The sequence below is a fragment of the Streptomyces sp. NPDC007901 genome (genome assembly GCF_042959465.1).
Classification (GTDB): Bacteria; Actinomycetota; Actinomycetes; order Streptomycetales; family Streptomycetaceae; genus Streptomyces.
Genome location: NZ_JBIBKW010000005.1, coordinates 318,461 through 342,591 on the forward strand (window position 1 = coordinate 318,461; position 24,131 = coordinate 342,591).

Below are 24,131 nucleotides of genomic sequence, written 5' to 3' on the forward strand. Positions count from 1 at the left end.
GGCTCGTCTACGCCGAGTCCGCGTCACTGCCGACGGCGGCAAGCGGCAGGGCTACGCCTGGGGCCGGCTCCGGATCCGTCGGAACGGGCCGGCATACGCGCGCCACTCCCCCAAGGTCCCGCGGGCACGCGGCCGACTCGGTGCCGACCGCCAGCTTGCCGACCCTGGTGCCGCCCCCGGTCTCGGCCGTACCGGCACGCCGCACGATGTCGAGAGGCCGCGCCGTCGGACGGGCGGTCACAGTGGATCCCCGGCCGAAACGGTTTGCCGGGCCGGTGCTGTGGTGGCGATGAGCTCGGTCGCCAGCAAGGGGCGCAGCGGCCCATGGCTCAGGGAGCCGACCAGCGGGGTGGCCCAGCGGCGCAGGGCCAAGCTGACGAGGAAGGCGACCGGGAGGGCAACGGCGGCGGAGCCGAGGACGTCGTGGGGGTAGTGGGCGCCGACGTAGACCCGGCTGAAGCCCTCCAGTACGGCGAACACGGCGGCGACGGCGCTCAGCCGGCGGTCGAGCAGGAAGAGCGCTGCCACGGTCGCGGCGGCCACGGTGGCGTGCCCGCTGGGGAAGGCGTAGTCCGAAGGTGCCGGGCAGGTGTCGACCAGGTAGGCGTGGGGCATTGACCGGCAGGGCCGCACCTCCGCAACGAGCTTCTTGACGACCTCGGTGGCGGCGAAGGCCGTCAGGACGGCGACCGGCGCTGCCAGCGCGACGGTCATCGCCCGAGGGCCACGGCGCCGTGCGGTCCACCAGCCCGCGATCATGAGGATGGCGAAGACCCCGAGACCAAGGTTGGTCCACACCTCCATGGGCGTGTTGAGCCACTTGGTGTCACGGGCGAAGTCGGTGACCGAGGTGAACAACGAGCCGTCGATGCCGGATCCGTCGAGGGCCAGTTGCGCGGTGGCGGCCGCGGCCATAGGGAGAGGTCCTTCCGTCCGTGCGAATGCGTCGAGTGCTCACGGGATGAGCGAGCGGCAATGGGGCTCGGGCTCTGTCACCGGTGGCCTCACGCTTGTGAGGTGACGCCTGAATGTCATGGCGGCGGCGTCAGAGTGACCACCCGGCTAATCTACTACATCTTGTAGATGCGAGGAGGAGGGGCCGTTCGCCGCACAGCGCGGCATCCGCCAGGCCGGATCGGGACGGATCCGCCGCTGCCGCAATGGCGATGAGACCTGACGCCATCGGCGCCCCTCCCCCCGGCGAACCATCACTGCTCTACATCTCGTAGTAATTTGACCGGCACCAGCAGGGATGCCGGTGCCCGAACCGCCTCCGGACCTCCCATCACGCGGCGATCGTTTCCTAAGTTCTACATCATGTAGTAGCTTCCCTTCTCGGCACCACAGCGGTCGAGTCGTGGCCCTGGCCCGCGCGCAGGCGTGGCCTCGGTCTGCCCGCAGCGCCGTCTGGGCCGGGGCATGCCCGGCGTGCCCCGTAGCCCATCAGGAGGCGATCCACCGTGGTCCACCGTGACGATCTGGTGCCGGAGTCGGCGCCCCCGCCGTCCGCCGCGCAGCCGCGGGGCGGTGCCGGGCGGATCGCGATCATCTCGGCCGGTGTCGGCGCGGGACACGACGGTGCGGCCGCGGGGCTGGCCGAGCGGCTGGCCGAGCACGGGTACCTGGTGGACCGGCACGACTTCCTCGACCTGCTGCCCACCGGTGCGGGCCGACTGCTGTGCGGCACCTACCACCGCATGCTGACCTGGATGCCGGACGGCTACCAACGCCTGTACGCGGCCACCGACCGCGCCGCACGCCCCGGCGCGGTGTGGCGGGCACTGTTCCGCGCGGCCGAGCAGCGCACCCTGCGGGCACTCGCGCCGGACACCCGCGCGGTCGTCTCGACCTACCCCGGCGCCAGCCAGGTCCTCGGCGCACTGCGCCGGCGCGGCAAGCTGACGGTGCCGGCCTTCACCTACCTCACCGACTTCTCCGTCCACGCCCTCTGGGTCGCCCCCGGCATCGACGCCCACCTGGCCGTGCACCCGGTGCCCGCGGCCCAGGCTCACGTACAGGGCGCGGCCGCCGCCACCGTCGTCGGTCCGCTCACCGATGCACGCTTCACCCCCGCTACCGCCGGGCAACGGACCGCCGCCCGCGAGCGGTTCGCCCTGCCCGCGGACGCTCCCCTGGCCCTGCTGGTCGCCGGGTCGTGGGGGGTCGGACCGGTGCGACGGGCCGCCACCGAGATACGGGAGACCGGGGTCGCGGTGCCCGTGGTGGTGTGCGGCCGCAACCAGGCCCTCGCGGAGGAGTTGCGCGGGGACGGCATCGCGCACACTTTCGGCTGGGTGGACGACATGGCCGGGCTGATGCACGCCTGCGACGTCCTGGTGCAGAACGCGGGCGGGCTGACCTCGCTGGAGGCGTTCGCCGCCGGGCTGCCGGTGGCCAGCTACCGCTGCATACCCGGTCACGGCCAGACCAACGCGGCCGCCCTGGACGAGGCGGGCCTGGCGGCCTGGATCCGCGAACCGGCGGACCTCGGCCCGGTGCTGGCCGAGCTCCTCCATGGACCGCGTGGCCGGGCCCAGCGTGCGGTGGGACTCGACCTGCACCGCCTGGCCCCCGGACCGGTGACCGCCATTGCCGCCAGAACCGGGCCGCACCCCGCGCCGGACGCACAGCCCGAGGTGCGGCGCTTCGCCGGCCGTCGACGGATCACCCTGACGGCCGTCACCGTGGCGGCCACGGCCTGCCTGGGCGTCGCCGCCCCCCTGGCCTACGCCTACAACGAGACGCCGGCCCGCTTCACGGCCGTCGCCCATTACCTGGACGGAGACGGTCGATGACCCCGGCCCGTCTTGTCCGTGCCACGGCGCTCGCCTCGGCCGCGGCGGTGCCCACGCTCGCGGCACTGCACGCGGCACCCGTGATCTCCACGTTCGGGCCGCTGCGCAACGCGGCCATGCCGCACCTGGCCGGCCGCGGCCGGCCGGATCACGTCGCGCTCACCTTCGACGACGGCCCCGACCACCTGTCCACCCCGCGCTTCCTCGACTTCCTCGACGCACGCGGGTTGCGGGTCACCTTCTTCCTGCTCGGCTCCATGCTGGCCCGCTCACCGGGGCTGGCCAAGGAGATGGCCGCGGCGGGGCACGAGATCGCCGTCCACGGCTGGCACCACCGCCCGCTGCTGCTCCGCGGTCCCCGTGCCGCCCACGACGACCTCGCCCGCGCCCGCGACGTCGTGGCCGACGTCACCGGCAGACCACCCGTGCTCTTCCGGCCGCCGTACGGGGTGATGAGCTTCGCCGCCCATCTGGCGTGCCGGCGCCTCGGTCTGACCCCGGTGCTGTGGACCTGCTGGGGCGAGGACTGGCGCAGGCGGGCCACCCCGCAGTCCGTCGAGCGCACCGTCCTGACGGACCTGCGCGGTGGCGGCACCATCCTGCTGCACGACTCCGACTGCACCTCCGCCACCGGCTCCTGGCGCACCACCCTCGCCGCCCTGCCGCGCATCCTCGACACCTGCCAGGAACGCGGCTGGCAGGTCGGCCCCCTGCGTGAACACGGTGTCCCCGGCCTGCCCCGCGGGTGAACGCTCCCTGAGCCACACTCTCGGCCTCGGATGATGCGACGGCTCAGGGCCGCCCGCGGACGCCTGTCGGCGCCGATGTGCTGCTCGTCGGCGTGGGTGTGGGCGAGGTGTTGCCGCCGGTCGTGCCGCCGAGGAGGCCGCCGCCGTTACCGCCGGTGGTTCCTGCGGTGTCGGTCGGACTCGGGCTGACACAGTGCCTCCCGTGTCCGCGGCACGGTGCGGTGGTGGGGGTCGGGGTGGCCGGCACGGTCGGGGTGGCCGGGGGTGTGCTCGGGGCCGCGGTGGCGGAGGGCGTGGGCGAGGGCGCGCCGTATTCGTCCGTGGACCGGCCCAGCGCGGGTGCGGGCGGGAACTGCTGGACGGGCTGTCCCTGGAGGGCGGCGGTCATGTAGCCGGTCCATACCTCGGTGGGCATGTCGGCGCCGAAGACCTTGGCGTAGCCGCCGACACCCTGCATGGACTGGAGGCCGGCGTTCTTCGGGTCCTCCTTGAACATGCTCACGGCCGTGGTCAGTTGCGGGGTGTAGCCGATGAACCAGGCGGACTTGTAGTCGTCGGTCGTACCCGTCTTGCCGGCCGCCGGGCGGCCCAGGGCCAGGGCGTTGGTACCGGTGCCGTTCTTGACGACGCCTCGCAGGACGTCGGTGACGGTGTCGGCGGTCGAGGCGGGCATGGCCATCGTGCCCTTGGGCTTGTCGAAGCCGGTCAGCTGCCGGCCATCGGCGACGACCTTGGTCACCGAGTACGGCTCGTGCTGGACTCCGCCGTCGTCGAAGGTGGCGTACGCGTCCGCCATCCGGATCGCCGACGGGGTGGACGTACCGATGTAGAAGCCCGGGGTGTCGTACTGCAGGCTCGTGCGCAGGAGCCCCGCCTTCAGTGCCTCGCCTTCCACGTTGTCGTAGCCGACGTACTCGCCGAGCTGGACGTAGGGGGTGTTGACCGACTGCTCCATGGCCTTGCGCAGGGTGATGTAGCCCCACTTCGTGGAGACGTCGTTGCGCTGGTGCAGGAGTCCCGTGGGGTCCTTCGCATCCGGCAGCTCCTGGCCTTGCTGGTTCTTGATGGTGATGCCGTCGTCACCGTTGAACTTCGAGTCCGGGGTGATGGGCGAGGCAGGCTGCCCGGGCGAGAGGACGGCGCCGTGGTCGAGAGCGGCGGCCAGGTCGAGGGGTTTGAAGGTGGAGCCGACCGGCACGCCCGTCGCGTCCGCGTTGTCCGTCCAGTGCCCCTTGTTCCAGCCGGGCCCGCCGTACAGCGCGACGATCGCGCCGGTGGCCGGATCGATCGACGCCGCGCCGACCTGGACGTCCTTGTCGGCCGTGCGGTGCTGCGGATCGAGATGCTTCCGCTCCATCGCCGTGACGGACGCCGACAGGGCGCCGACCTTCTTCTTGTCGAAGGTGGTGTAGATCTGGTAGCCGCCGTGGCCCAGCTGCTGGTCCGTGAGGGACGTGTGGGCCTCGACGTATTTCTCCGCGGTCTGCACCAGGTATCCGGTCTGCCCGGCCATGCCCGCCGACGGCGCGTACGGCTTGGGCGTGGGGAACCCTGCTGCCAGGTACTGCTGTTCCTGGGCCGCGGTGATCTTGTGGATCTTGGCCATCCGGTCCAGCACGTACGTCCAGCGCGCCTTGGCCTGGGCCTTGGCCTGCGGGTCGGTGTCGGCGTGCATCAGCAGGCTCGGCTCGTTGACCGTGGCGGCGATGAAGGCTCCCTGGCTGACGTTCAGCTGGAAGGCGTGCACGTGGTAGTAGGTGCGGGCCGCGGCCTCGATGCCGTAGGCGTCCCGGCCGTAGTAGCAGGTGTTGAGGTAGCCCTGCAGTATCTGCTGCTTGGACAGCTGGCCGCCGATCTTCAGGGAGATCATGATCTCCCTCAGCTTGCGGGTGACCGACTGGTCCTGGCTCAGGTAGGTGTTCTTCACGAACTGCTGGGTGATGGTGGACCCGGACTGGACGTCACCGCCCGTGGCCATGTGGTAGACGGCGCGCAGCATGCCCTGTGTGTCGACGCCCGGATCGGAGTAGAAGGTGGCGTTCTCTGCTGCGAGGAAGTCCCACTGCACCAGCTTGGGCACCTGGGCGAGGTCGACGTTCTGCCGGTTGGTCGCCCCCTGGGTGGTCATGACCGAGCCGTCCGACCAGTAGTAGGTGTTGCTCTGCGCCTGGGTGCTGGGGTTCGCGCTGGGAATGGTCGTCGTGGCGTAGGCGTAGCCGAACAGGCCCAGCAGGCCGGCGACGAACAGCAGGAAGGTGCCGGACACCAGCTTCCACGACGGCAGCCACCGGCGGAGGCCGCGTCTGCCCGTCCGCGGGTAGTCGATCAGGCGGCGCCGGCCGGAACGTCCGGCGTCCGTTCGTCGCGTGCGCTCCGCGCGGCGGGCGCGCGCGCCCCGGGACTGCGCAGCCCTGCGCGCCGCGGCCCGGCCGCCGTCGGGCATACCGTCGGAGCCGGACGGTGCGGTCCTCCCCGACGATCGACGCCGGTGTTCGCTCATTCTCGCCACTCCTCAGTCAGCGCCCCGCCCCCAACATCTCCTACATGTTGTAAGACTAAGGCGTGCCCGCACTACGCATGCGGCCGCCCCCTGGCCAGAGGCGGTAGCGGGCCAACTTCGGAAGCCGCGGCTCCGGTCTCGGTGCCTGCCCGCAGACCTTCGACCCGCACCCGCCGCCGGTTTCGGCTCGCGAACAGGACGGAGAGCGCGAGCGCGGTGACGAGCGAGATGACGCCGCCCAGGACCAGGGTGAAGCGGGCCCCGAGAGCGTCGGACACCAGGCCGACCAGCGGTGCGCCGACGGGGGTGCCGCCGAGGAGGACGAGGAAGTACACGGACAGGACGCGGCCCCGCAGCGGTGGGTCGGCATGGAGCTGGATCAGCGCGTTGGCGGTGGTCGTCACGGTCACCGCGCCACAGCCGGTGAGGAACAGCAGGACCAGGAACGAGCCGTAGCTCGGCATGAGGCCCTGCGCGACTTCCAGTGCGCCGAAGCCGATCGTGGCGGAGGTCAGCCGGCGTGCGGTGGGGGGCTTTCCGTGGTGGGCCCAGTAGATCGCGCCGAGGAGGCCGCCCGAGGCGTAGGCGGCGGAGAGGCAGCCGAAGGAGGCCGCGCCCGTGTGGAACACCGTGACGGCGACGAGCGAGACGGTGACCTGGAAGTTGAGGCCGAAGGTGCCGACGAAGGCGATGAGGCTGACCGGCAGGAGCAGTTCCGGGGTGGTGGCGATGTGGCGGAGTGCCTCGCGCGCTCGGGTGGGGCCCGGTCGCGCGCGGACAGGGGCGTCCGTCGTGCCGGTACGGATGGTGATCAGGCCGTAGAGGACGGCCAGGTACGACGCGGTGTTCAGGAGGAACACCGGGCCGGTGCCGAAGGCCGCGACGGTCAGGCCGGCGAGGGCCGGGCCGATGGCGCGGGCCACGTTGAACTGGGCGGCGTTCAGGCTGACCGCGCCGGCCGCCTGCTCGTGGGACACGAGTTCGCCGATGTAGGCGTTGCGGGCGGGACTGTCCACGGCGGTGGCGGTGCCGAGGGCGAAGGCCAGCGCGTAGAGGGACGGCAGGTTCACCGCTCCGGTCACCGTGAGCAGTCCCAGCAGGAGCGACTGGGCGGCCATCGCCGTCTGGGTCAGGAGCAGCGTCCGTCGCTTGGGGTACCGGTCGGCCAGCACGCCTCCGATGAGGCCGAGCAAGGTCTGCGGCAGGAACTGCAGCGCGGTCACGACGCCGACCGCGCTGCCGCTGTTGCCGGTGGTGTGCAGGACGAGCAGGTCCTGGGCGGCGCGCTGCATCCACGTGCCGATGTTGGAGACCAGCTGTCCGAGCAGGTAGCGCCGGAAGTTCCGGACGGCGAGTGCGTGCGCCACCGGCAGGCGGAAGACGGCGCTCATCACGTCTGGCGGGCATACGTGTCGCCTGCGACGGGCACGCCGGTGTCGTCGAGGTGGTGGAAGGTCGGGTGGGGGTGCATGAGGAACGCGTGGTGGGAGATGTTCCACGCATAGGCGCCGGCCATGGCGAAGGCGACGCGGTCGCCGACGCGCAGCCGTTCGATCATGATCCGGCTTGCCAGTACGTCCTTGGGCGTGCACAGCTGTCCGACCAGCGTCACCGGCTCGTCCCGGACCTCCGGGCGGTTCCAGGGTCGCGGCCAGGTGTCGTCGGGGATCACCTCGAAGGGCTGGTCGTGCTGTTTCGCGGCCGGGGTGCGCAGGTGGTGGGTGCCTCCGCGCAGTACGGCGAAGGCGTGCCCCCGGCTGAACTTGATGTCCAGGACCTGGGTGACGTACCGGCCGCAGTACGCCGTGACCGAGCGGCCGGGCTCGATCCGCAGGGTGAGGTGGGGGTGGCGGGCGAGGATCCGGCGCAGTCCGGCGCCGAGGGCGGGCCAGTCGAACACTCTGGGCGGATGCGTGTAGTCGACGCCCATGCCGCCGCCCACGTTGACTTCGCGCAGGTCCACTCCGCGACCGCGGGCCCAGCTCTCGGCCCAGGCGAGGACCTTGTCGACGAGCAGGAGATGGGGCTGGGCCTGGAGGCCGCTGGCAAGGTGGAAGTGGAGGCCGCGCAGTCGGATGCCCGGGACCGAATCCATCACCTGCAGGCAGCGGTCCAGTTGTACGGGATCCATGCCGAACGGCCCGCCGCTCATGGCCAGGGCGACTCGGCCCACGTCGACGGGCAGGTTGACGCGCAGCAGGACGTCCACGGTCCGGTCGCCCAGCAGGGTGGCGAGCAGGCGGAGTTCGTGTTCGCTCTCGACGTGCAGGCGCTCGGCTCCCGCGTCCAGTGCGCGGGCCAGCTCCTGCTGGGTCTTCCCCGGGCCGCCGAAGGCGATCGGTGCGCCCGGGACGGTGGCGCGGACGTGGTCCAGTTCGCCGCCGGAGGCCACCTCGAAGCCGTGGACGTGTGCGGCGAGGGTGCGCAGGATCCGGGGGTCGGAGTTGGCCTTGGCCGCGTACAGCAGCTCGACGCGGTCCGGCAGTGCGGCCCGGATCATGCGTACGTGTTCGCGCAGGTCTGGCAGGTCGTAGACGTAGGCGGGCAGAGCGTCGTCGGGGAGGGCTGCGACGAGGTCGTACGTCTCGGGCCTCACCGGACCACCTCGCGGGGGAAGTCCGCGCCGAGCGGGCTGGGCAGGGGCACGTAGGTCGCGTGGCGGTCGGCCTTGCGGGACCAGCGCAGCAGGAGGTTGGCCTTGGCCGGCAGCGGTACGCCGGACAGCAGGGCGCGCAGGCGCGGTGGTTCGGCGGCGGTGCGGGCGTAGGCGGCGAGGTGGTCGCGGACCAGGCCCCACAGGGCGGGTTCCAGCGCCGGGTCGAGGTCGGCCAGCGCGCTGAGGAGTTCCGCGGTGTGGTTGACCAGGAGGCAGTACGCGACCCGGTTCCAGCCGTGTTCGGGATCGTGGGTGAGGGGACCGCGCACGTCGTCCGGGAGCTCGTCGAGGGCCTGCCGGTGGCGGCCGGGCAGGAGCTTGGTGCCCTCCAGGTCGCGGAAGAACATCTGCGCGGGCGTGCCGTCGGCCTCGACGCCGACGACGACGTTCTGCAGGTGGGGTTCGAGCACGACGCCGTGTTCGAAGTAGGCGGCCAGTACCGGCGGCAGCAACAGCCCGAGGTACGCGTCCCACCAGGCCAGGATGTCCCCGTCGCCGCGAGCGAGCAGGTGGGAGACATGGGCCGCGCCGGTCGGGTACTCGTCCGCCACCGCGGCGGCGAGCAGGGGGGTGACCCCGGGACGCAGATGGTGGCGCAGGCCGGAGCGGACGATGACACCGAAGCCCTCCAGGAGCGCGGTGTCGCCGGCCGTGTCGAGGGTGCGGTAGCCGGGCTCGGCCAGGAGCGCGCAGCCCGGGAAGCGGTCGGCGAGCCGGGCGAAGACGGGCTGCAACAGTCGGTTGAGGGCGACGGCCCCGGACAGCTCGTAACTCGCGTGCCTGCGGACGCAGTTGGTGAGGCGGACGTTGAGGCTGAACTTCAGGAACGCGTCGGTTTCAGGGGCGTACAGCGTCCGCACCGATGCGGTCGGCACCAGCTCCGGGCCGCCCGTGCCGGTGTTCACGACATCCCCGGCGGCGACCGCCTCACGCAGCCGGTCGTGGTCCTTCAGCAGCCGGTACTGCCAGGGGTGCACGGGGAGTACGGCGAACTCCGGGTCGGCCACCGGGTGCAGCGCGTCCAGCGCGTGCGGCTCGCCCTCCTCCCGTACGAGGTGGCGGCGCACGGCAAGATAGTGCAGGCGGAAGCGGGTGCCGGTCTCCGGGCCGTACGCCAGCCAGTCCGCCGGGTCGCCGGTACGGGCCTTGGGCGTGGGGTGGAAACGGTGGCCGAACACCAGGGACTGCTCCGAGGCCACGTACGGGTCCGCGGCCGCCCGGACGCCCGCCCGCTCCTCCAGTACGAAGCGGATCGTCTCCCGGCTGTCCGCCACCTGGCCCAGGAACTCCTCGTTGGCCAGGCCCGTGCGCTGTTCCAGTTCCTCCTGGATGCAGCCGGCCAGCTCGCGCCAGTCCACGGTCACCCAGGAATTGCCGTCGAGCCGCTGTACCGAGCCCTCGAAGCGATGCGCTCCGATCAACGAGGTCCGACGCAGGGCGGCACGCAGCAGCAGGCCCCCGCGGGGCAGTCGTAGCAGGAGGTGGTCGTCGACGACCGTCACCTGGTGCTCGGGGGCGGACACCTCGCGGATCAGGCAGTTGAGCAGTGTGTGGGTCGTGACGAGGTCGGCTGTCCGCGACGGCTCTGCGGTCGGGGAAGGGACGGTGGTGGCGCTATCGGTGTGGGGGGCCGTGCCGGTGGTCATGTGGTCGCTCCAGTGGGACAGCGGTCGGTGTCGGAGGTCAACGGAAGAGCGCCAGGGGGTTGGGCACGGACGTCCATTGCGCGGCGCCCGGGTCCTCGGACAGGCGCATGGCGACGGTCGCCTTGAGCGGCATCGTGTCCCCGAAGAACGCTGCCGCGTCCTCCTGGTCCGGCAGGGCGGCGAAGACGCGGCGTCCGGCCTCGGCGACCGTGCCCCACAGCGCCCGTGGCTCAGCCGCCCGGGTCCGGCCGAGGATGTCGACCAGCTCGCTGAAGACCCCGCTGACCAGGCCGCCGAAGAGCTTGGTGCGCAGCGCGCCGATGTCGTCGCCGGCGCGGGTGCCGAGCAGCGGCGGCAGCGTGAACCCGCACCGGGCCAGGCGGCGCGGGCTGACCCGTACGCCGTCCAGGTCCCGGTACAGCACCCGCACCGGCCGCCCGTTGCGCAGGACGACCAGCGTGTTCTGGCCGTGTGCCTCCAGCGCCACCCCCATGGACAGCAGCGTCAGGGCCGGCGGAAGGACGAGGCCGGCGAGGTCCCGGAGCCAGCGCACCGGGTCCCCCGACACCATGGCGGCTCCGGTCGCGTGCACGGCCGTGAGCGGAACGGCGATATCTCCGGCGTCGAGATGGCACTCGGTCGATTCGCGGATCATGGTGGTGAGGCTTGCGGAGGGCTGTCCGTCGACGCACACCGAGCCGCCGCCCAGCTCTCGCAGGACGCGCAGGCTGTCGCTGTGTCCGGCCTTGTCGATGACGGCCGCGACCAGGTCGGACAGTGGGGGCCCGTCGGCGACCTCGGCCGGGGAGATGGTGCGCCGGTAGTTGGTGACCTGGACGTCGAGCGCGGTCTTGACGTGGCAGCCGGGCAGGGCGCCCAGCGGTGCGAGGGTACGCAGCGACAGCAGCGGGCGGGCCGGGATCGTCTCCTCCACGACGGCCAGGTCGCAGTGGTGCCCGAGCACGTGGTCCCGCTGCCAGGGATGCACCGGCAGCAGGTAGGCGTCGCCGTCGCGCAGTGTCCGCGGCCAGTCGCCGGCACCCTGCCAGCGGTCGGCCGGGACCCGGACCAGGGCCAGCCGGACGACCGGGTGGTGCTCGGGAGCGTAGGCGAGCACCTCGGCGACGGACATGCCGGTGCGCGTCCGGCAGCAGGGGTGCTGCGGGTGGCCGTCGACGACCGCCTGCTCGGCATCCGCCGAGTCGGCCGGAGAGACCTTCCGGTCCGCGTTCGCGGCTCTGGCCAGGGCCAGGTTGACGACGCTGTTGTCCAGTTCGGCCGCCAGCCGCTCCGCCGCAGGAGTACGCAGGCCCAGCTGTGCCAGCAGCCGGGCCGGGTCGCTGATCGGCCCCTCCGGCCCCGACACGGCGAAGTCCTGCGGAACGTCGGCGAACGGTCGCGCGCCCGCCTCGGCCGCCGAGAGCGAACCGCCCCGTTGCAGTTCGACAACCAAGGATCCGGACTCACGGCGACGCGTCGTCACACCGGGCAGGGGTTCTCGTGCGAAAGCGCCCCACAGCCGGGACAGCACGGTGGCGCGTGCTCCCGGGAGCGCGGTCACGAAGGGCTCCACCAGATCCGGGCGGATGCGGCGCAGTTCGTCAATGGGCATGCGGTGTCCCTGGTTCTTGCGGTGGCGGGTTGTCCGGTGGTGCTCCGGTGGCACCGACCGCCCGACCGACGCTACGGGAAGACGATCAAGGGAATTGCCAGAGCAAATACAGCGGGAGGTCGCGGACGCCCCCGGAACAACGTTTCGTCCTACGCGGTTCCGGCCGAACCGGCCGAGGAGGACTCCGGGGCCCGCGGACTGACCTTGGATCAGCTTCCGACTGTCATCTGGGAGCCCGAGTGCCGGCGTCCGACGTCTTAACTCTTGGCTTACGCCACGCTGGCCAGGCCCTTGATGTCGTCAAGAAGCCGCGCCACAGCGAATGAGCCGACCGTGGAAGATCACTGGCTCGGGGGAGCTTACGGCGTTTGCGCCACGCGCCGTGGCCAGCGTCTGTGAGCCTTTCGACATGCGTGTCTTGCTGATCGAGGACGACGACCGGGTGGCCGGGCCGTTGATGGAGGGGCTGCGCCGTTTCGGGTTCACCGTGGAACACGCCGGAACGGGGGCCGAGGGCCTCGCCGCGCCGGAGGCGGCGATGGTGCTGCTGGACCTGGGGCTGCCCGACATGGACGGCATCGACGTCTGCCGGGCGCTGAGAGCCCGTTCGTCCGTACCGATCATCATGATCACGGCCAGGGACGACGAGGTGGACCGTGTCCTCGGGCTCGAACTGGGTGCGGACGACTACGTCTCCAAGCCCTTCGGCGTACGGGAGCTCGTCGCCCGGATCCGTGCCGTCACCCGCCGCGCCCGCCCAGCGGTTCCGGACCCCCCGTGTGGATCTGCGAACCCCTCCGACGGCCTCGGTCATCCCGGGACGCCCGACATCCAGCGGATCGGCCCGCTGACCGTCGACCGCCGCACCCGGCAAGTACGCCTGCACCAGTCGTCCATCGCCCTCGCGCCCAAGGAGTTCGACCTGCTCACCTGCCTCGCCGAGGACCCCGGCGCCGTCTGCTCCCGCCAGCAGATCCTCGACACGGTCTGGGAACCGAACTTCTTCGGACCCACCAAGACCCTGGACGTCCACATCGCCGCCCTGCGCCGCAAACTCGGCGACGCGTCCTGGATCGAGAACATCCGCGGAATCGGCTTCCGCCTCGTTCCCCCGGCACATCCCGACGCCCCGTCCGCCGCGGTGCAGGCGCACGGCGGACAGATCCGGTGACCCGTCGCCTCCTGCTCAGCCACCTGAGCCTGATACTGCTCGTCCTGCTCGCGCTCGAAGTGCCCTTCGGCGTCTTCTACGCCCGCAGCGAGCTGGCCCGCTTCTCCCGCACGGCGGAGCAAGGGGCGATGACGCTCGCCGAGGTCTGCGAGGACAAGATGGAGCACGGACTGACAACCGACCTGCCGGACCTCGCCCTCGCGTACGGGCGGCGGACCGGGGGTACCGTGCTGGTCGCCGACCGACGGGGTGTCGTCCTCACCGACACCGCTGCCCACGCCGTGGTCGGCGAGGACCTGTCCGCCGAGCCGGACATCTCCACGGCCCTGCACGATCGCCCCACCGTCGGCACGCGCAGGGCCCCGCCCGCAGACGGTGAACTCCTCTTCGTCACCGTCCCAGGCGGGTCCAATCCCGCCGTCGCCTGTGTGGTGCGAACGGTGTACGCGCTGGGCCCGCTCAAGGCCAGGGTGCGCACCACCTGGGTAGTCCTCGCCGCCGTCGGTCTCGGAGTCCTCGCCGCCGCCTCCCTGATCGGATTCGCTCTCGCGCGCTCGATCACCCGCCCCGTGCAGGCCCTGGAACGCGCCACCGCTCAACTCGCCGAAGGCCGGATCACCGATCCACCGGCCACCGACCACGGGCCACCGGAACTGCGCAGGCTCGCAGCGTCGTTCACGCGCACCGCGACCCGGCTTCAGCACCTGCTCCAGGCTCAACAGGCGTTCGCCTCCGACGTGTCACACCAGCTCAAGACACCACTGACCTCGCTACGCCTGCGCCTGGAGAACTTCGAGCCGCACCTCGCCCCCTGCTCCCAGGACAGCCTCGACAAGGCACTCGGGGAGCTGGAGCGGCTCAGCCGCATGGTGCAGGGGCTGCTGGCTCTCGCACGGCTGGAAAACGCCGAGATCCGTGCGGAGACAGCCGACCTCAATGCGGTGGTCGCCGATCGCGTGGACATCTGGACAGCCTTCGCCGACGAACAGCAGGTCGACATCATCGTGTCCGGAGGCACGTCCGTTCCGGTGCTGGCAGTCCCCGGCGCGCTGGAACAGATCATCGACAACCTGCTCTCCAACGCCCTCCGCGTGTCCGCACCGGGAACCTCCGTCACACTGGCCGTCGTCACCACCCCCGCCCAAGGCACCCGCACCCCGTCCATGGCCGAGCTGCATGTGATCGACCAGGGCCCCGGCATGACAGAGACCGAACGGCACAGGGCCTTCGACCGCTTCTGGCGCGCTCCCCACGCCGACCACGACGGCACCGGCCTAGGTCTGCCGTTGGTCCGGCACCTCACCCGCGCAGGAGGGGGCGAGGTCACCCTGGAGGCAGCACCCGGCGGCGGGCTCGACGCCGTCGTCCGCCTCCGGCACGCCGAATGCCGCAACCAGCAGGACCGCCTCGTCACCACCGCGGACGTCGACTCGGCGGCCCGCTCCGCACCCGCACGGTAAGGCGCGGGTCCCCCGGTGCTGTGACCGGGAAGGTTTGCCGGGGCCAGGCGCGCAGGGTCGGGCCGGCTGTGGCCAAGGCACTGCTGAGCAGCCCGCCACAAGCGGTGACGGCCTGGAGCAGCTCAGCCGGTGAGGCGGTGGGGCGGACGTTCGGAGGGGCCCTCCCGACACCCACCCGGGACCCTCAGCGCACCGCTTTCCGCCGACCACCCGCAACGGCTCCGGCCACCCACCCGAGCCGGGGCACCACATCACCGCCCGGCCCGTGCTCGCGGCGGTGTGCCGCCCAGGTAACCGGGTGCGGCCCACGCGACGTCGTCCACGGCGAGCCAGGGTGCGGTGGAGACCGCTGTGGGGGTCGCACCGGTGAACGCTCTGACGTCGCGGTGGAGGTGGGACTGGTCGGTGTAGCCCGCTTCGGCGGCCACCAGGGCGGGGCTGTGCCCGGCGGCGAGGCGATGGGCCGCGTGGTCGAAGCGGATGAGGCGGGCCGCGTGCTTGGGGGTGAGGCCGGTCTGGGAGCGGAAGCGGGACCAGAGTCGTTTGCGGCTCCAGCCGGCCTCGGCCGCCAGCGGCTCGACCCGGACCGCGCCCAGGTGTGTCGCCATCCGCTGCCAGACGAAGGCGATCTCGGGGTCGACGGGGCGGCCTGTCTGCCGGCGGCGGGCGAGCGCGGCCTCGGCGAGCGCGAACCGTTCTGCCCAGGATCCGGCGGCCCGCAGCCGTTCCTGGACGCGTACCGCCTCGCGGCCCCAGAGGTCGTCTAGGGAGACCACCGTGCCGCCCAGTTCCGAGGAGGCGCCGAACACCGCGTGGGCGACGACGGGTGACAGCCGTATCTGGAGGCACTCGACGCAACGGCCACTGCCGCGCAGGCCGTTGGCCGCGAGTCCGGCGACGATGACGCCGTGATGGCGTCGGCCGTCGAGGTCGTCGACGGCGAGTGAGCGGTCGCCGAGGTCGACGACCACCGTGACCGCCGGGAAGGGCACCACGCCCAGTTCGACGGCGTCCGCGGTCCGCGCGCGGAAACCGGCCATGCTCACCCCCGGCAGCCGACCGGGCCCTGCCGGGGTCGCGATGTCCCAGATCTGCGCGGCCTCCTGGGCCGGCCGGGCGGAACGCATGGCGTCAGCGTAGGGGACATTCGTCCAAGACGGAGCGGGGCGGGGCGCGCCGAGACTGACGGCGTTCCCGCAAGCGTCCCGGAGTTGAGAGGACCGCTCGTGATGCGCTCGCCGATGGAGTCGATCGATCTGTTCACACCGGCCGTCGAACTGGCCGCGGCCATCCGCCGGAAGGAGGTGAGCCCGGTGGAGGTGGCCGAGGCCTGTCTGCGGCGGATGAACGAGCTGGATCCCCGGCTGAACGCCTTCTGTCATCGGGCCGACGACGACGTCCGCAAGGCTGCGGCCGTGGCGGCGGACGCGGTGGTACGGGCCGCGTCACCCGCTGACCTGCCGCCCTTCCACGGTGTTCCGCTGCCGGTCAAGGACCTTGTCGACGTGGCCGGTTGGCCCACCACCTACGGTTCCGCGGGCGCCCGCAAGGCACCGGCGGAGGCTTCGGACCGGATCATACGGCGGTTCGTGGAGGCCGGGTTCGTGCCGCTCGGCAAGACCACCACCTCCGAGTTCGGGGCCCTGCCGTTCACCGAGAGCGAGGCTCTGGGCATCTCGCGCAATCCGTGGGACCCGGACCGCACGCCGGGCGGGTCGTCGAGCGGTGCGGGGGTGGCCGTCGCCGCCGGGATGGCGCCTCTCGCGCACGCCGAGGACGGCGGTGGATCGATCCGCATTCCCGCCTCCTGCACCGGTCTTGTCGGCCTCAAGTGCACCCGCGGGCTGATCGGCGGCGAGACCGTCCTCGTGGAGGGGCTCGCCGCCGGCGGTGCGGTCACGCGCACGGTGGCGGACACCGCGGCCGTCGTCGATGTCCTGGCGCGCCACGATCCGGGTGCCTGGTGGTCGCCGCCGTCTCCGCGCGGGTCGTTCGCCGCCGCGGTGGAGGCGGACCCGCCGGCCGGGCTGCGCGTCGGTGCGCTCACCGCTTCTCCGGTCGACGGGATCGACGTGGACCCGGCGTGCGTGACGGCCGTCGAGGTCACGCTGCGGGCACTGGAAGCGGCCGGCCACCACGTCGTCGACGCTCCGCTTCCGCTGCCTCCGGCGGAGGAGTTGGTCGCCGCGTTCACGACGATCTGGAACATCGGGGCCGCCGGGGTGGACCTCGCGGACCCGGAGCGGATCGAGCCGCACAACCGGGCGCTGCGCGAGGCGGCGCGGTCGATCGACTCCTGGGCCTACGCGGAGGCCGTGCAGCGGACCCAGCGGTTCTCCCGGCAGATCGTGGAGGGCTTCGTCGCGGGCTTCGACCTTCTGGTCACCCCGACGATGGCGTGCCTCCCGCCGCGCGTCGGCGCCTGGCGGGCGGGCATCGAGAACCATCCTCTGGCCGCGGTCCTGAACAGCTATCCGATGGGTGTGTTCACCTCGGTGTTCAATGTGACCGGTCAGCCCGCGATCTCGCTGCCCCTCCACCACGACGCGGCCACCGGGCTGCCGGTCGGCGTCCAGATCGTCGCCGCGCCCTGGCGGGAGGACCTGCTGCTCCAGGTGGCGCGCGCCCTGGAACTCGCCCTGCCCTGGAGCGGTCGCCGCCCGCCCGTCGGCTGAGGACCCGGGCCCGGCGGGGTCAGCTCGCGGTGCGCCGGATCCGGCCGGCGTACCGCTTCTCCAGGTCGAGGTTGCCCTCGAAGCCGCCGGGCACGTTGGCCGAGACGTAGACCGGCGGGCGGTCGCCGGCGGCGAGGAGCAGGCCGGCCGCCTCGGCCACCGCCATCTGTACGAGCATGACGCCGGTGAGTGTGGACAGTGCGCAGACCGCGCCGCCGCCGGGGAGTTCGAGGAGCGCGTCGCCGCGCGGGGCCGCGTTGTCGAGGACCACGTCGGCCAGGTCGGCGAGTTTGCCGCCGCTGGGGTGGCCCGCCGGGACCGCCCGGGTGTGGGCGAGGGAGGTGACGGCGAGGAGGCGGTGTCCGCGCTCCTTGGCGTGCAGGGCCATCTCCACGATCACGTTGTTCACACCGGAGTTGGAGATGATGACGAACAGGTCCTGCGGGCGCGGGGCGGCGAGCTCGTAGAGGCGGGCGGCGATGCCGGGCTCGCGCTCCAGGAGGGGGTCGTCGAGGACACTGGGGTGCTCGCCGCCGTAGAGCACGAGGTCGGCGATGCTGATCCGGTTGGTGGGCACCAACCCGCCCGCGCGGCCCGCGACTTCGAGGACCATGGCCTGGGAGTGGCCGGTGCCGAAGGCCTGGATCACCCCGTCGGCGCGGAGGCAGTCGGCGATGAGCGCGGCGGCCCGGGACACGTCGGCGTTTGCCGACTCGGTGAGGCGGTGCAGCGCGGCGAGGCCCTCGCGGGCGAAGCGTTCGGCGTTCACCGGCTCGGTCCCGGACTCGTTGGCGGACTCGACGGACACGTACGCACTCCCCACTGATGGATTGAACCACCCAATATTCGCGCCTATCGATGAATCAATAAATCATGCGCCCGGTATGCAGTGCAATGCCTCGCCGATCCGGTCCTGGTATTCAACTCGCCCCATATAGGGTGGCTGATACCTTCTCCTCATGCCCTCGACCGACGTCACCACACTGATCCGAACCGAGTTGCCGCGCCTGGCCGGCTCCCTGCGGAAGGTCGGTGAGCTGATCCTGGAGGATCCGGCCGCCGTCACCCACTGTTCGGCCGCGGAGCTGGGCCGCCGCACCGGCACCTCCCAGGCAACCGTGACCCGTTTCTGCCGGGCCGTAGGACTCGACTCCTACCAGCATCTGCTGATCGCGCTGGCCCAGGAGCGGGGCCGCGGCGAGGTGTCCGACTGGGGCACGGCCGAGATCGGGCCGGACATCTCCCCGGACGACAGCCTGGAGCGGGTCGTGAAGGTGGTCGGCACCGCGGACCTGCGGGCCATCCAGCAGACCGTGGACCGGATCGACCTGGACGCGGTCGAGCGGGCCGCGCAGGCCATGGCCCGGGCCCGCAGGATCGACGTCTACGGCGTGGGCGGCAGCGGGGCCGTCGCCCAGGAGACCGAGACCCGGCTGTTCCGGGTCGGCTGCTCGGTGCGCGGCTGGACCGAGGTGCACGCGGCGGCCACCTCCGCCGCGCTGCTCACGCCCGCCGACGTCGCGATCGGGATCTCCCACTCGGGGGCGACCCGCGAGACGATCGAGCCGTTCGAGACCGCCGGGGAGCGCGGCGCGACCACCGTCGCCCTGACCTCCGACCCGCGCTCCCCGCTCGCCCGCGCCGCCGACATCCGGCTCATCTCCTCCACCTCGGAGACCAGCTTCCCGACCGGCATCATCGGTGCCCGCCACTCGGTACTGCTCCTCATCGACTGCCTCTACGTCCGGGTCGCCCAGCTCACCTACCAGCGCACCAGCGCCTCGCTGGCGCTGACCGACCACATCGCCGGACAGCATGCGGCGAAGGCGCGGCGGTCTCGCTGAGCACCAACCGTTCTGCATGGATGAACCATCAATGAACAATGTTCATGGTTGATTGAACCACCCCTCGATGCCAGGATGGGGCTCCGCCGAGCACTCGTAGGAGCCCCATGCGCGTCACCTCTGTCGAGTCGACCGAGCTCTTCACCGGCACCGCGCACCGGCCGCACCAGGTCGTGGCCGTCGAGGTCGAGCACCTCCCGGGCCGCCCGGTGCTGCTGACCGTGGCGGGGCCCGGGGTCCGCAGCGTCGGCGAGAACCGCGCCACGACCGGCGAGGACGGGACCCTACGCGCGGAGATACCCGTGACGGCCGAGTCGCTCGCGCCCGGCGACCGGCGCGGGATCACCGTCACCGTCGAGGACGCCGACGCGGGCCTGCTCCTGCACCACTCGGCCGAGTTCACGGCCGCCGAGCCCGGCTGGACCATGTTCATGGTCAGCCACTTCCACTACGACCCCGTCTGGTGGAACACCCAGGCCGCCTACACCGAGACCTGGGACCACGCCGACGAACCGGCCGTCACCGGTCTGCCCGCCCGCACCTTCGACTCGCGCGGCCAGTCCGGGATGAGCCTGGTGCGCGCCCACTGCGACCTGGCCCGGCGAGACCCGGCGTACACCTTCGTGCTCGCCGAGGTCGACTACCTCAAGCCCTACTGGGACGCGTTCCCCGAGGAACGGGCCTTTCTGCGCCAGCTGATCCGCTCCGGCCGCGTCGAGATCATGGGCGGCACCTACAACGAGCCGAACACCAACCTCACCGGCGCCGAGGCCACCGTACGCAACGCCCTGTACGGCGACGGCTTCCAGCGCCGGATCATGGGGGCGGCGCCCGAGACCGCCTGGCAACTGGACGCGTTCGGGCACGATCCGCAGTTCCCGGGACTGATGGCGGACGCCGGGATCTCCTCCAGTTCCTGGGCGCGCGGGCCGTTCCACCAGTGGGGGCCGACGCTCTCCGTCTTCGGCGAGGAACCGCGCGACCCCGGACGGATGCAGTTCCCGGCCGAGTTCAGCTGGATCGCGCCGTCGGGGCGCGGACTGCTGACGGCCTACATGGTCAACCACTACGGCGCCGGCTGGGCGATCGACAATGCCGCCACCCTGCCCGCGGCGGAGGCCGCCGCCTTCAAGCTGTTCCAGGGACTCAAGAAGGTCGCGCTCACCAGGAACGTGCTGCTGCCGGTCGGCGGGGACTACGCGCCGCCGTGCCGCTGGGTCATGGGCATCCACCGCGACTGGAACGAGCGGTACGTCTGGCCGCGCTTCGTCAGCGCCCTCCCCCGGGACTTCTTCGCCGCCGTGCGCGCCGAGTTGGCGGCCGAGGGACGCAGGGCGTCCCCGCAGACCCGCGACATGAACCCGGTCTACACCGGCAAGGACGTCTCCTACATCGACACCAAGCAGGCCCAGCGGTACGGCGAAACGCTGCTCGCCGACGCGGAGGCGTGGGCGACCCTCGCCTCCCTCGTCACCGGGCATCCGTACCCGGACGCGGCCCTGGACAAGGCCTGGCGGCAGTTGATCTACGGCGCCCACCACGACGCCATCACCGGCTCGGAGTCGGACCAGGTCTACATCGATCTCCTCACCGGCTGGCGGGAGTTGCACGACCTCGCCCGGACGGTCCATGCCGACGCCACCGACGCGCTCGCCCACGAGGTGGCCCAACTCCCGGGCGGCGCACCGGACCTGGTCGTGTTCAACGCCGCGACCTGGCAGCGGCGGGACGTGCTCACCGTCGACGATCCGGGCGGGCTGGTCCCGCTGGATCTCACCGGTCTGCCGCTGCCAGCGGTGCGCGAGGATGGCCGGCTCCGGGTCGTCGTACCCGACGTACCCGGCATGGGTCTCAAGGCGCTCTCGCTCGCGGAGGGTCCGGTGCCCGGCTGGACACCGGGCGAGGGGCTCACCGTCCGCAACGAGTTCTACGAGGTCACGGTCGACCCGGCACGCGGTGGCGGCGTGTGCGCTCTGCGCAGACTCACCGAGGGCGCCCGGGAGTTGCTGCGGACCGGCGACCTCGGCAACGAACTGGTCGTCCAGGAGGAGTACCCACGGCATCCGCGCTTCGGCGAAGGACCCTGGCACCTGACCCCGACCGGGACGACGGCCGCCCGGAGCCGGGACGTCACCGCGGACGTCGAGGTCGAGCGCTCCCCCGCCGGGTCGCGGATCACCGTCCGCGGCGACCTGGGGCTCTTCCGGTACACCCAGCAACTCACGCTCTGGGCGGGCGTCGACCGGCTCGACGTGACGACGACCGTCGACGGGTACGACGGCGCCGACCGGCTGATCCGGGTGCGCTGGCCCTCGGACGTGCGGGGCGGGCTGCCCGTGCACGAGGTCGCGGACGCCGTCATCGGGCGCGGCTTCGGCTTCGTGGACGTGGACAGCGAGCGGTTCCCGTGGACGCTGGACAACCCTGCCAACACATGGTTCGGACTCGGTTCGACGGCCCGGGTCGCGGTGCACGACGACACCGGGCGGCTGCTCGGGCACCGGGCGATCGGGGTCGCCGAACTCGTCTACGCCGACTGGGACACCGCCGGTGAGCTGGGCACCCCGCTGGCGGCGGCGCTGGTCCGGGCGGGTGTCACGGCCACGTCCACGATCGCGGGCGGTCCGCGCTACGGCGATCTGGAGGTGGACTCCAATCTGCCCGACATCCGGATCGCCGTCGGCGGCCCGGACCGCAATCCCGTGGTCGCCGAGGCGCTGGGCTGGGACCCGGCGGCGGCCCGGGAGCTGCACCGGCAGCTGGCCGCGGACGGGCTCGCCGCGATCTGGGTGGCCCCGCGTGCCTCGCTGCGCGAGGAGTGGGTGCCCGGCGCCGACCTGCGCGATCTGGAGCGGCTGCCGCTGCTGGTGGTGGCGGGCGCCCGGCCCGAGGACGACGCGAACGCGGTCGACGCGCTCGTCGCCGACCTGGACGACGCGGTCGTGCGGGCCACGGCGGCCGGGCGCGGGGAGGCGCTGCCGCCGGGTGACGCCTGGGACGGGCGGAGCTTCGCCGTGCTCAACCGGGGCACGCCGGGCTGTGTGGTCACCTCCTCCGGCGACCTGTGGATGTCCCTGATGCGGTCCTGCACCGGCTGGCCGTCCGGCATCTGGGTGGACCCACCCCGCCGTACCGCGCCCGACGGGTCGGGGTTCCAACTCCAGCGCTGGTCCCACACGTTCGAGTACGCGGTGGTGGCGGGGGCGGGCGACTGGCGGGAGTTGGGGCTGCCCCGGGCCGGGCATGCCTACAACCACCCGCTCACCGCCCGGATCAGACCGCCCGCCGGACAGGCCGGCCGGCTGCCGCGCACGGGGACCCTGCTGTCCCTGGAGCCCGAGGGCCGGGTGGTGCTGGACGCGTTGAAGCCGAGCGGCTCGCCCCTCGCGCGCGGCAGTGCGGCATCCGCGCATCCGGCGCGGGGTGTCGTCGTACGGCTGCACGAGGTGGACGGGCGTCCGGTGCGGGCCCGGGTGACCGGTCCGCTCCCCTGGACGCAGGGGGCGCGGGCCGACGTACTGGAGAGGCCCGGGGAGCCGCTGGCCCCCGCCGGCGGCGCGCTCGATCTCGACCTCGGCGGCTTCGAGGTGGCCACCGTCCGGGCGACTCCCCAGAACGCGCGGTACGCGGAAGGTCCCGGTGTCGCCGCGCACGAGCCCGCCCAGCCGGTCGCCACCCGCTACTGGCTGCACAACTCGGGGCCCGCGCCGCGCGGCAACCTGCCGGTCGCCGTCTTTCTCTCGCCGGGCCTGCTCACCGCCTCGGGAGCGGTCACCGTGACGGTGCGGATCTCCTCCGAGCTCACCGACGCCCCGGTGTCGGGCACCGTCCGGTTCCGCAGACCGCCCGGCTGGACGGCCGAACCCACCGAACTGCCCTACGCGTTGGGCCCCGGCGGCTTCACCCTCACCGAGGTGACGGTCACCCCGCCGCCGGACACACCGCCGGGCCGGTACTGGCTGGGCGCGCGGCTGACCCACGACGGGCAGGCGTACGAGGACGTGGTCGCCGTCGATGTGCCGGGCGCCGTGCCGGAGGGCGAGCCGGACGGGCGGACTCTCACGGCCCGTCTGGGAGCCGAGCGGGTCCGGGTGCGCCGGGGGGAGCGGGCGACGGTACCGGTCGTGCTGCGGAACACGACCCGGGGGCCGGTCGGCGGAACGCTGTGGGCGGTGTCGCCGTGGGGCACCTGGGGCGGCGTCGCCCCGGGCTGCCAGGGTTTCACGGTGGGTGCCGGGCAGACGCTGCAGTGCGGGATCGAGGTGGACGGCTCGGCGGTGGAGCCGGGGTCGTACTGGCTGCTGGCGAAGGTCGCCGGGCATGGATCCGTCGCCTACACGGAGGCGGTCGTGCTGGAGGTGACGCCGTGAGCGAGCACGCGGCCGTGGTGGCCGGGGAGCCGGTGCCGGTGGAGCGGGTGGACGCGCTGCTGGCGGCCGTTCCCGCGCGGGACCGGGAAACGGCCCGGGACCGGGAAACGGCCCGCACGGAGGCCCTCGCGCGGGCCGAGCGGCAGCGCAGACGGTGGGCGACCCAGGTGGTCGTCACGGACGAACTCGCCCGGCGGGCCTGTGCGGAGCGTGGCCTCGCACCGCCGCGGGAGGTGTCCCCGGAGCGGGTGCTCGCCGTGTCCGGGACCGATGTCGCCGACCTGGGCAGCATCGTGGCGGTGGCGCTCGCCCACTCCCCCGCCGCGCGCGCCCTGTTGGCCGCTCTGGAGGCCGAACAGCGGGTGCCGGAGGAGGCCGTGCGGGAGTACTACGTCCGCAACCTGGACCGCTTCCTCACCAAGGACGCGCTACGACGCGGTGTGGACCCCTTCGCGACGGCGACGGCCGACGACTTCCGGCCGTACGAGCGCGTACGGGACGACGTGGCACGGGAGTTGCGGCGGGCGCGGGGACGGCAGGCGTTCTTCGACTGGCTGGACCGGGCTCGCGAGGGCGTCGCGTACCCGGCCGGGCACGAGCATCCCGGTGACCCGGCGCATCCGGACCACGAACACCGGCACTGAGCCTGCGTC

Annotated in this window: 16 protein-coding genes; 8 read left to right on the forward strand and 8 right to left on the reverse strand. The window is 72.5% G+C overall.

Going from position 1 to position 24,131, the window contains the following annotated elements; genetic code table 11:
• Positions 1-237: 237 nt before the first annotated feature.
• Positions 238-915 (reverse strand): phosphatase PAP2 family protein, encoded by a 678-nt coding sequence (locus ACFZDK_RS19120; protein ID WP_390973840.1) that lies wholly within the window; start codon positions 913-915, stop codon positions 238-240.
• Positions 916-1,460: 545 nt separating this feature from the next.
• Here ACFZDK_RS19120 and ACFZDK_RS19125 point away from each other — a divergent pair.
• Both ACFZDK_RS19125 and ACFZDK_RS19130 read left to right on the forward strand, forming a co-directional pair.
• Positions 1,461-2,795, forward strand: coding sequence for a glycosyltransferase (locus ACFZDK_RS19125; protein WP_390973842.1), 1,335 nt, complete (start codon positions 1,461-1,463; stop codon positions 2,793-2,795).
• A complete protein-coding gene (locus ACFZDK_RS19130; protein WP_390973844.1) occupies positions 2,792-3,544 on the forward strand; it encodes a polysaccharide deacetylase family protein in 753 nt (250 codons plus the stop codon). Before ACFZDK_RS19125 ends, ACFZDK_RS19130 begins: the two co-directional genes overlap by 4 nt.
• 43 nt (positions 3,545-3,587) lie before the next feature.
• Here the strand turns inward: ACFZDK_RS19130 and ACFZDK_RS19135 are convergent, their stop codons facing one another.
• The 5 genes from ACFZDK_RS19135 to ACFZDK_RS19155 form a co-directional block, all read right to left on the reverse strand.
• On the reverse strand, positions 3,588-6,044 hold the full coding sequence (locus ACFZDK_RS19135) for a transglycosylase domain-containing protein (RefSeq protein ID WP_390973845.1): 2,457 nt from the start codon (positions 6,042-6,044) through the stop codon (positions 3,588-3,590).
• Between the two features lie 71 nt (positions 6,045-6,115).
• A complete protein-coding gene (locus tag ACFZDK_RS19140) occupies positions 6,116-7,435 on the reverse strand; it encodes an MFS transporter (RefSeq protein ID WP_390973847.1) in 1,320 nt (439 codons plus the stop codon).
• Positions 7,435-8,640 (reverse strand): alanine racemase, encoded by a 1,206-nt coding sequence (locus ACFZDK_RS19145; protein WP_390973849.1) that lies wholly within the window; start codon positions 8,638-8,640, stop codon positions 7,435-7,437. The genes ACFZDK_RS19140 and ACFZDK_RS19145 overlap by 1 nt, the downstream gene beginning before the upstream one ends.
• Positions 8,637-10,346 (reverse strand): IucA/IucC family protein, encoded by a 1,710-nt coding sequence (locus ACFZDK_RS19150; protein WP_390973850.1) that lies wholly within the window; start codon positions 10,344-10,346, stop codon positions 8,637-8,639. The genes ACFZDK_RS19145 and ACFZDK_RS19150 overlap by 4 nt, the downstream gene beginning before the upstream one ends.
• A gap of 37 nt (positions 10,347-10,383) precedes the next feature.
• Positions 10,384-11,958 carry an IucA/IucC family protein gene (locus ACFZDK_RS19155; protein WP_390973852.1) on the reverse strand — a complete coding sequence of 525 codons (1,575 nt, stop codon included), beginning with the start codon at positions 11,956-11,958 and terminating at the stop codon, positions 10,384-10,386.
• A gap of 409 nt (positions 11,959-12,367) precedes the next feature.
• Here ACFZDK_RS19155 and ACFZDK_RS19160 point away from each other — a divergent pair, with 409 nt between their 5' ends.
• The gene (locus tag ACFZDK_RS19160) at positions 12,368-13,129 is read left to right on the forward strand and encodes a winged helix-turn-helix domain-containing protein (RefSeq protein WP_390973853.1); all 762 of its coding nucleotides are present in this window, start codon (positions 12,368-12,370) and stop codon (positions 13,127-13,129) included.
• On the forward strand, positions 13,126-14,589 hold the full coding sequence (locus tag ACFZDK_RS19165) for an ATP-binding protein (RefSeq protein ID WP_390973855.1): 1,464 nt from the start codon (positions 13,126-13,128) through the stop codon (positions 14,587-14,589). Before ACFZDK_RS19160 ends, ACFZDK_RS19165 begins: the two co-directional genes overlap by 4 nt.
• 251 nt (positions 14,590-14,840) lie before the next feature.
• Here the strand turns inward: ACFZDK_RS19165 and ACFZDK_RS19170 are convergent, their stop codons facing one another.
• Positions 14,841-15,716, reverse strand: a complete 876-nt coding sequence (locus ACFZDK_RS19170; RefSeq protein WP_390973856.1) for a helix-turn-helix domain-containing protein — start codon at positions 15,714-15,716, stop codon at positions 14,841-14,843.
• 102 nt (positions 15,717-15,818) lie between these two features.
• Between ACFZDK_RS19170 and ACFZDK_RS19175 the strand changes: the two genes are divergently transcribed.
• Positions 15,819-17,264 (forward strand): amidase family protein, encoded by a 1,446-nt coding sequence (locus tag ACFZDK_RS19175; protein ID WP_390973857.1) that lies wholly within the window; start codon positions 15,819-15,821, stop codon positions 17,262-17,264.
• Between the two features lie 19 nt (positions 17,265-17,283).
• Here ACFZDK_RS19175 and ACFZDK_RS19180 read toward each other — a convergent pair whose 3' ends face one another.
• On the reverse strand, positions 17,284-18,072 hold the full coding sequence (locus tag ACFZDK_RS19180; RefSeq protein WP_390973858.1) for a sugar isomerase domain-containing protein: 789 nt from the start codon (positions 18,070-18,072) through the stop codon (positions 17,284-17,286).
• 151 nt (positions 18,073-18,223) lie between these two features.
• Here ACFZDK_RS19180 and ACFZDK_RS19185 point away from each other — a divergent pair, with 151 nt between their 5' ends.
• The 3 genes from ACFZDK_RS19185 to ACFZDK_RS19195 all read left to right on the forward strand — a co-directional run bounded on the left by ACFZDK_RS19185 (position 18,224) and on the right by ACFZDK_RS19195 (position 24,122).
• Positions 18,224-19,108: an SIS domain-containing protein gene (locus tag ACFZDK_RS19185; RefSeq protein ID WP_390973859.1), complete on the forward strand. Its 885-nt coding sequence runs from the start codon at positions 18,224-18,226 to the stop codon at positions 19,106-19,108.
• A 107-nt stretch (positions 19,109-19,215) separates the two neighbouring features.
• Positions 19,216-23,478 carry an NEW3 domain-containing protein gene (locus tag ACFZDK_RS19190; RefSeq protein ID WP_390973860.1) on the forward strand — a complete coding sequence of 1,421 codons (4,263 nt, stop codon included), beginning with the start codon at positions 19,216-19,218 and terminating at the stop codon, positions 23,476-23,478.
• Positions 23,475-24,122 (forward strand): peptidyl-prolyl cis-trans isomerase, encoded by a 648-nt coding sequence (locus ACFZDK_RS19195; RefSeq protein WP_390973862.1) that lies wholly within the window; start codon positions 23,475-23,477, stop codon positions 24,120-24,122. The genes ACFZDK_RS19190 and ACFZDK_RS19195 overlap by 4 nt, the downstream gene beginning before the upstream one ends.
• Positions 24,123-24,131 lie beyond the last annotated feature (9 nt).

What these genes read in the sequence shown, in the direction of transcription:
- ACFZDK_RS19135 (WP_390973845.1), bottom strand. Translation starts at nt 6,044, where the DNA reads ATGAGCGAACACCGGCGTCGATCGTCGGGGAGGACCGCACCGTCCGGC.
- ACFZDK_RS19170 (WP_390973856.1), bottom strand. Translation starts at nt 15,716, where the DNA reads ATGCGTTCCGCCCGGCCGGCCCAGGAGGCCGCGCAGATCTGGGACATC.
- ACFZDK_RS19150 (WP_390973850.1), bottom strand. Translation starts at nt 10,346, where the DNA reads ATGACCACCGGCACGGCCCCCCACACCGATAGCGCCACCACCGTCCCT.
- ACFZDK_RS19190 (WP_390973860.1), top strand. Translation starts at nt 19,216, where the DNA reads ATGCGCGTCACCTCTGTCGAGTCGACCGAGCTCTTCACCGGCACCGCG.
- ACFZDK_RS19160 (WP_390973853.1), top strand. Translation starts at nt 12,368, where the DNA reads ATGCGTGTCTTGCTGATCGAGGACGACGACCGGGTGGCCGGGCCGTTG.
- ACFZDK_RS19175 (WP_390973857.1), top strand. Translation starts at nt 15,819, where the DNA reads ATGCGCTCGCCGATGGAGTCGATCGATCTGTTCACACCGGCCGTCGAA.
- ACFZDK_RS19185 (WP_390973859.1), top strand. Translation starts at nt 18,224, where the DNA reads ATGCCCTCGACCGACGTCACCACACTGATCCGAACCGAGTTGCCGCGC.
- ACFZDK_RS19130 (WP_390973844.1), top strand. Translation starts at nt 2,792, where the DNA reads ATGACCCCGGCCCGTCTTGTCCGTGCCACGGCGCTCGCCTCGGCCGCG.
- ACFZDK_RS19120 (WP_390973840.1), bottom strand. Translation starts at nt 915, where the DNA reads ATGGCCGCGGCCGCCACCGCGCAACTGGCCCTCGACGGATCCGGCATC.
- ACFZDK_RS19140 (WP_390973847.1), bottom strand. Translation starts at nt 7,435, where the DNA reads ATGAGCGCCGTCTTCCGCCTGCCGGTGGCGCACGCACTCGCCGTCCGG.
- ACFZDK_RS19155 (WP_390973852.1), bottom strand. Translation starts at nt 11,958, where the DNA reads ATGCCCATTGACGAACTGCGCCGCATCCGCCCGGATCTGGTGGAGCCC.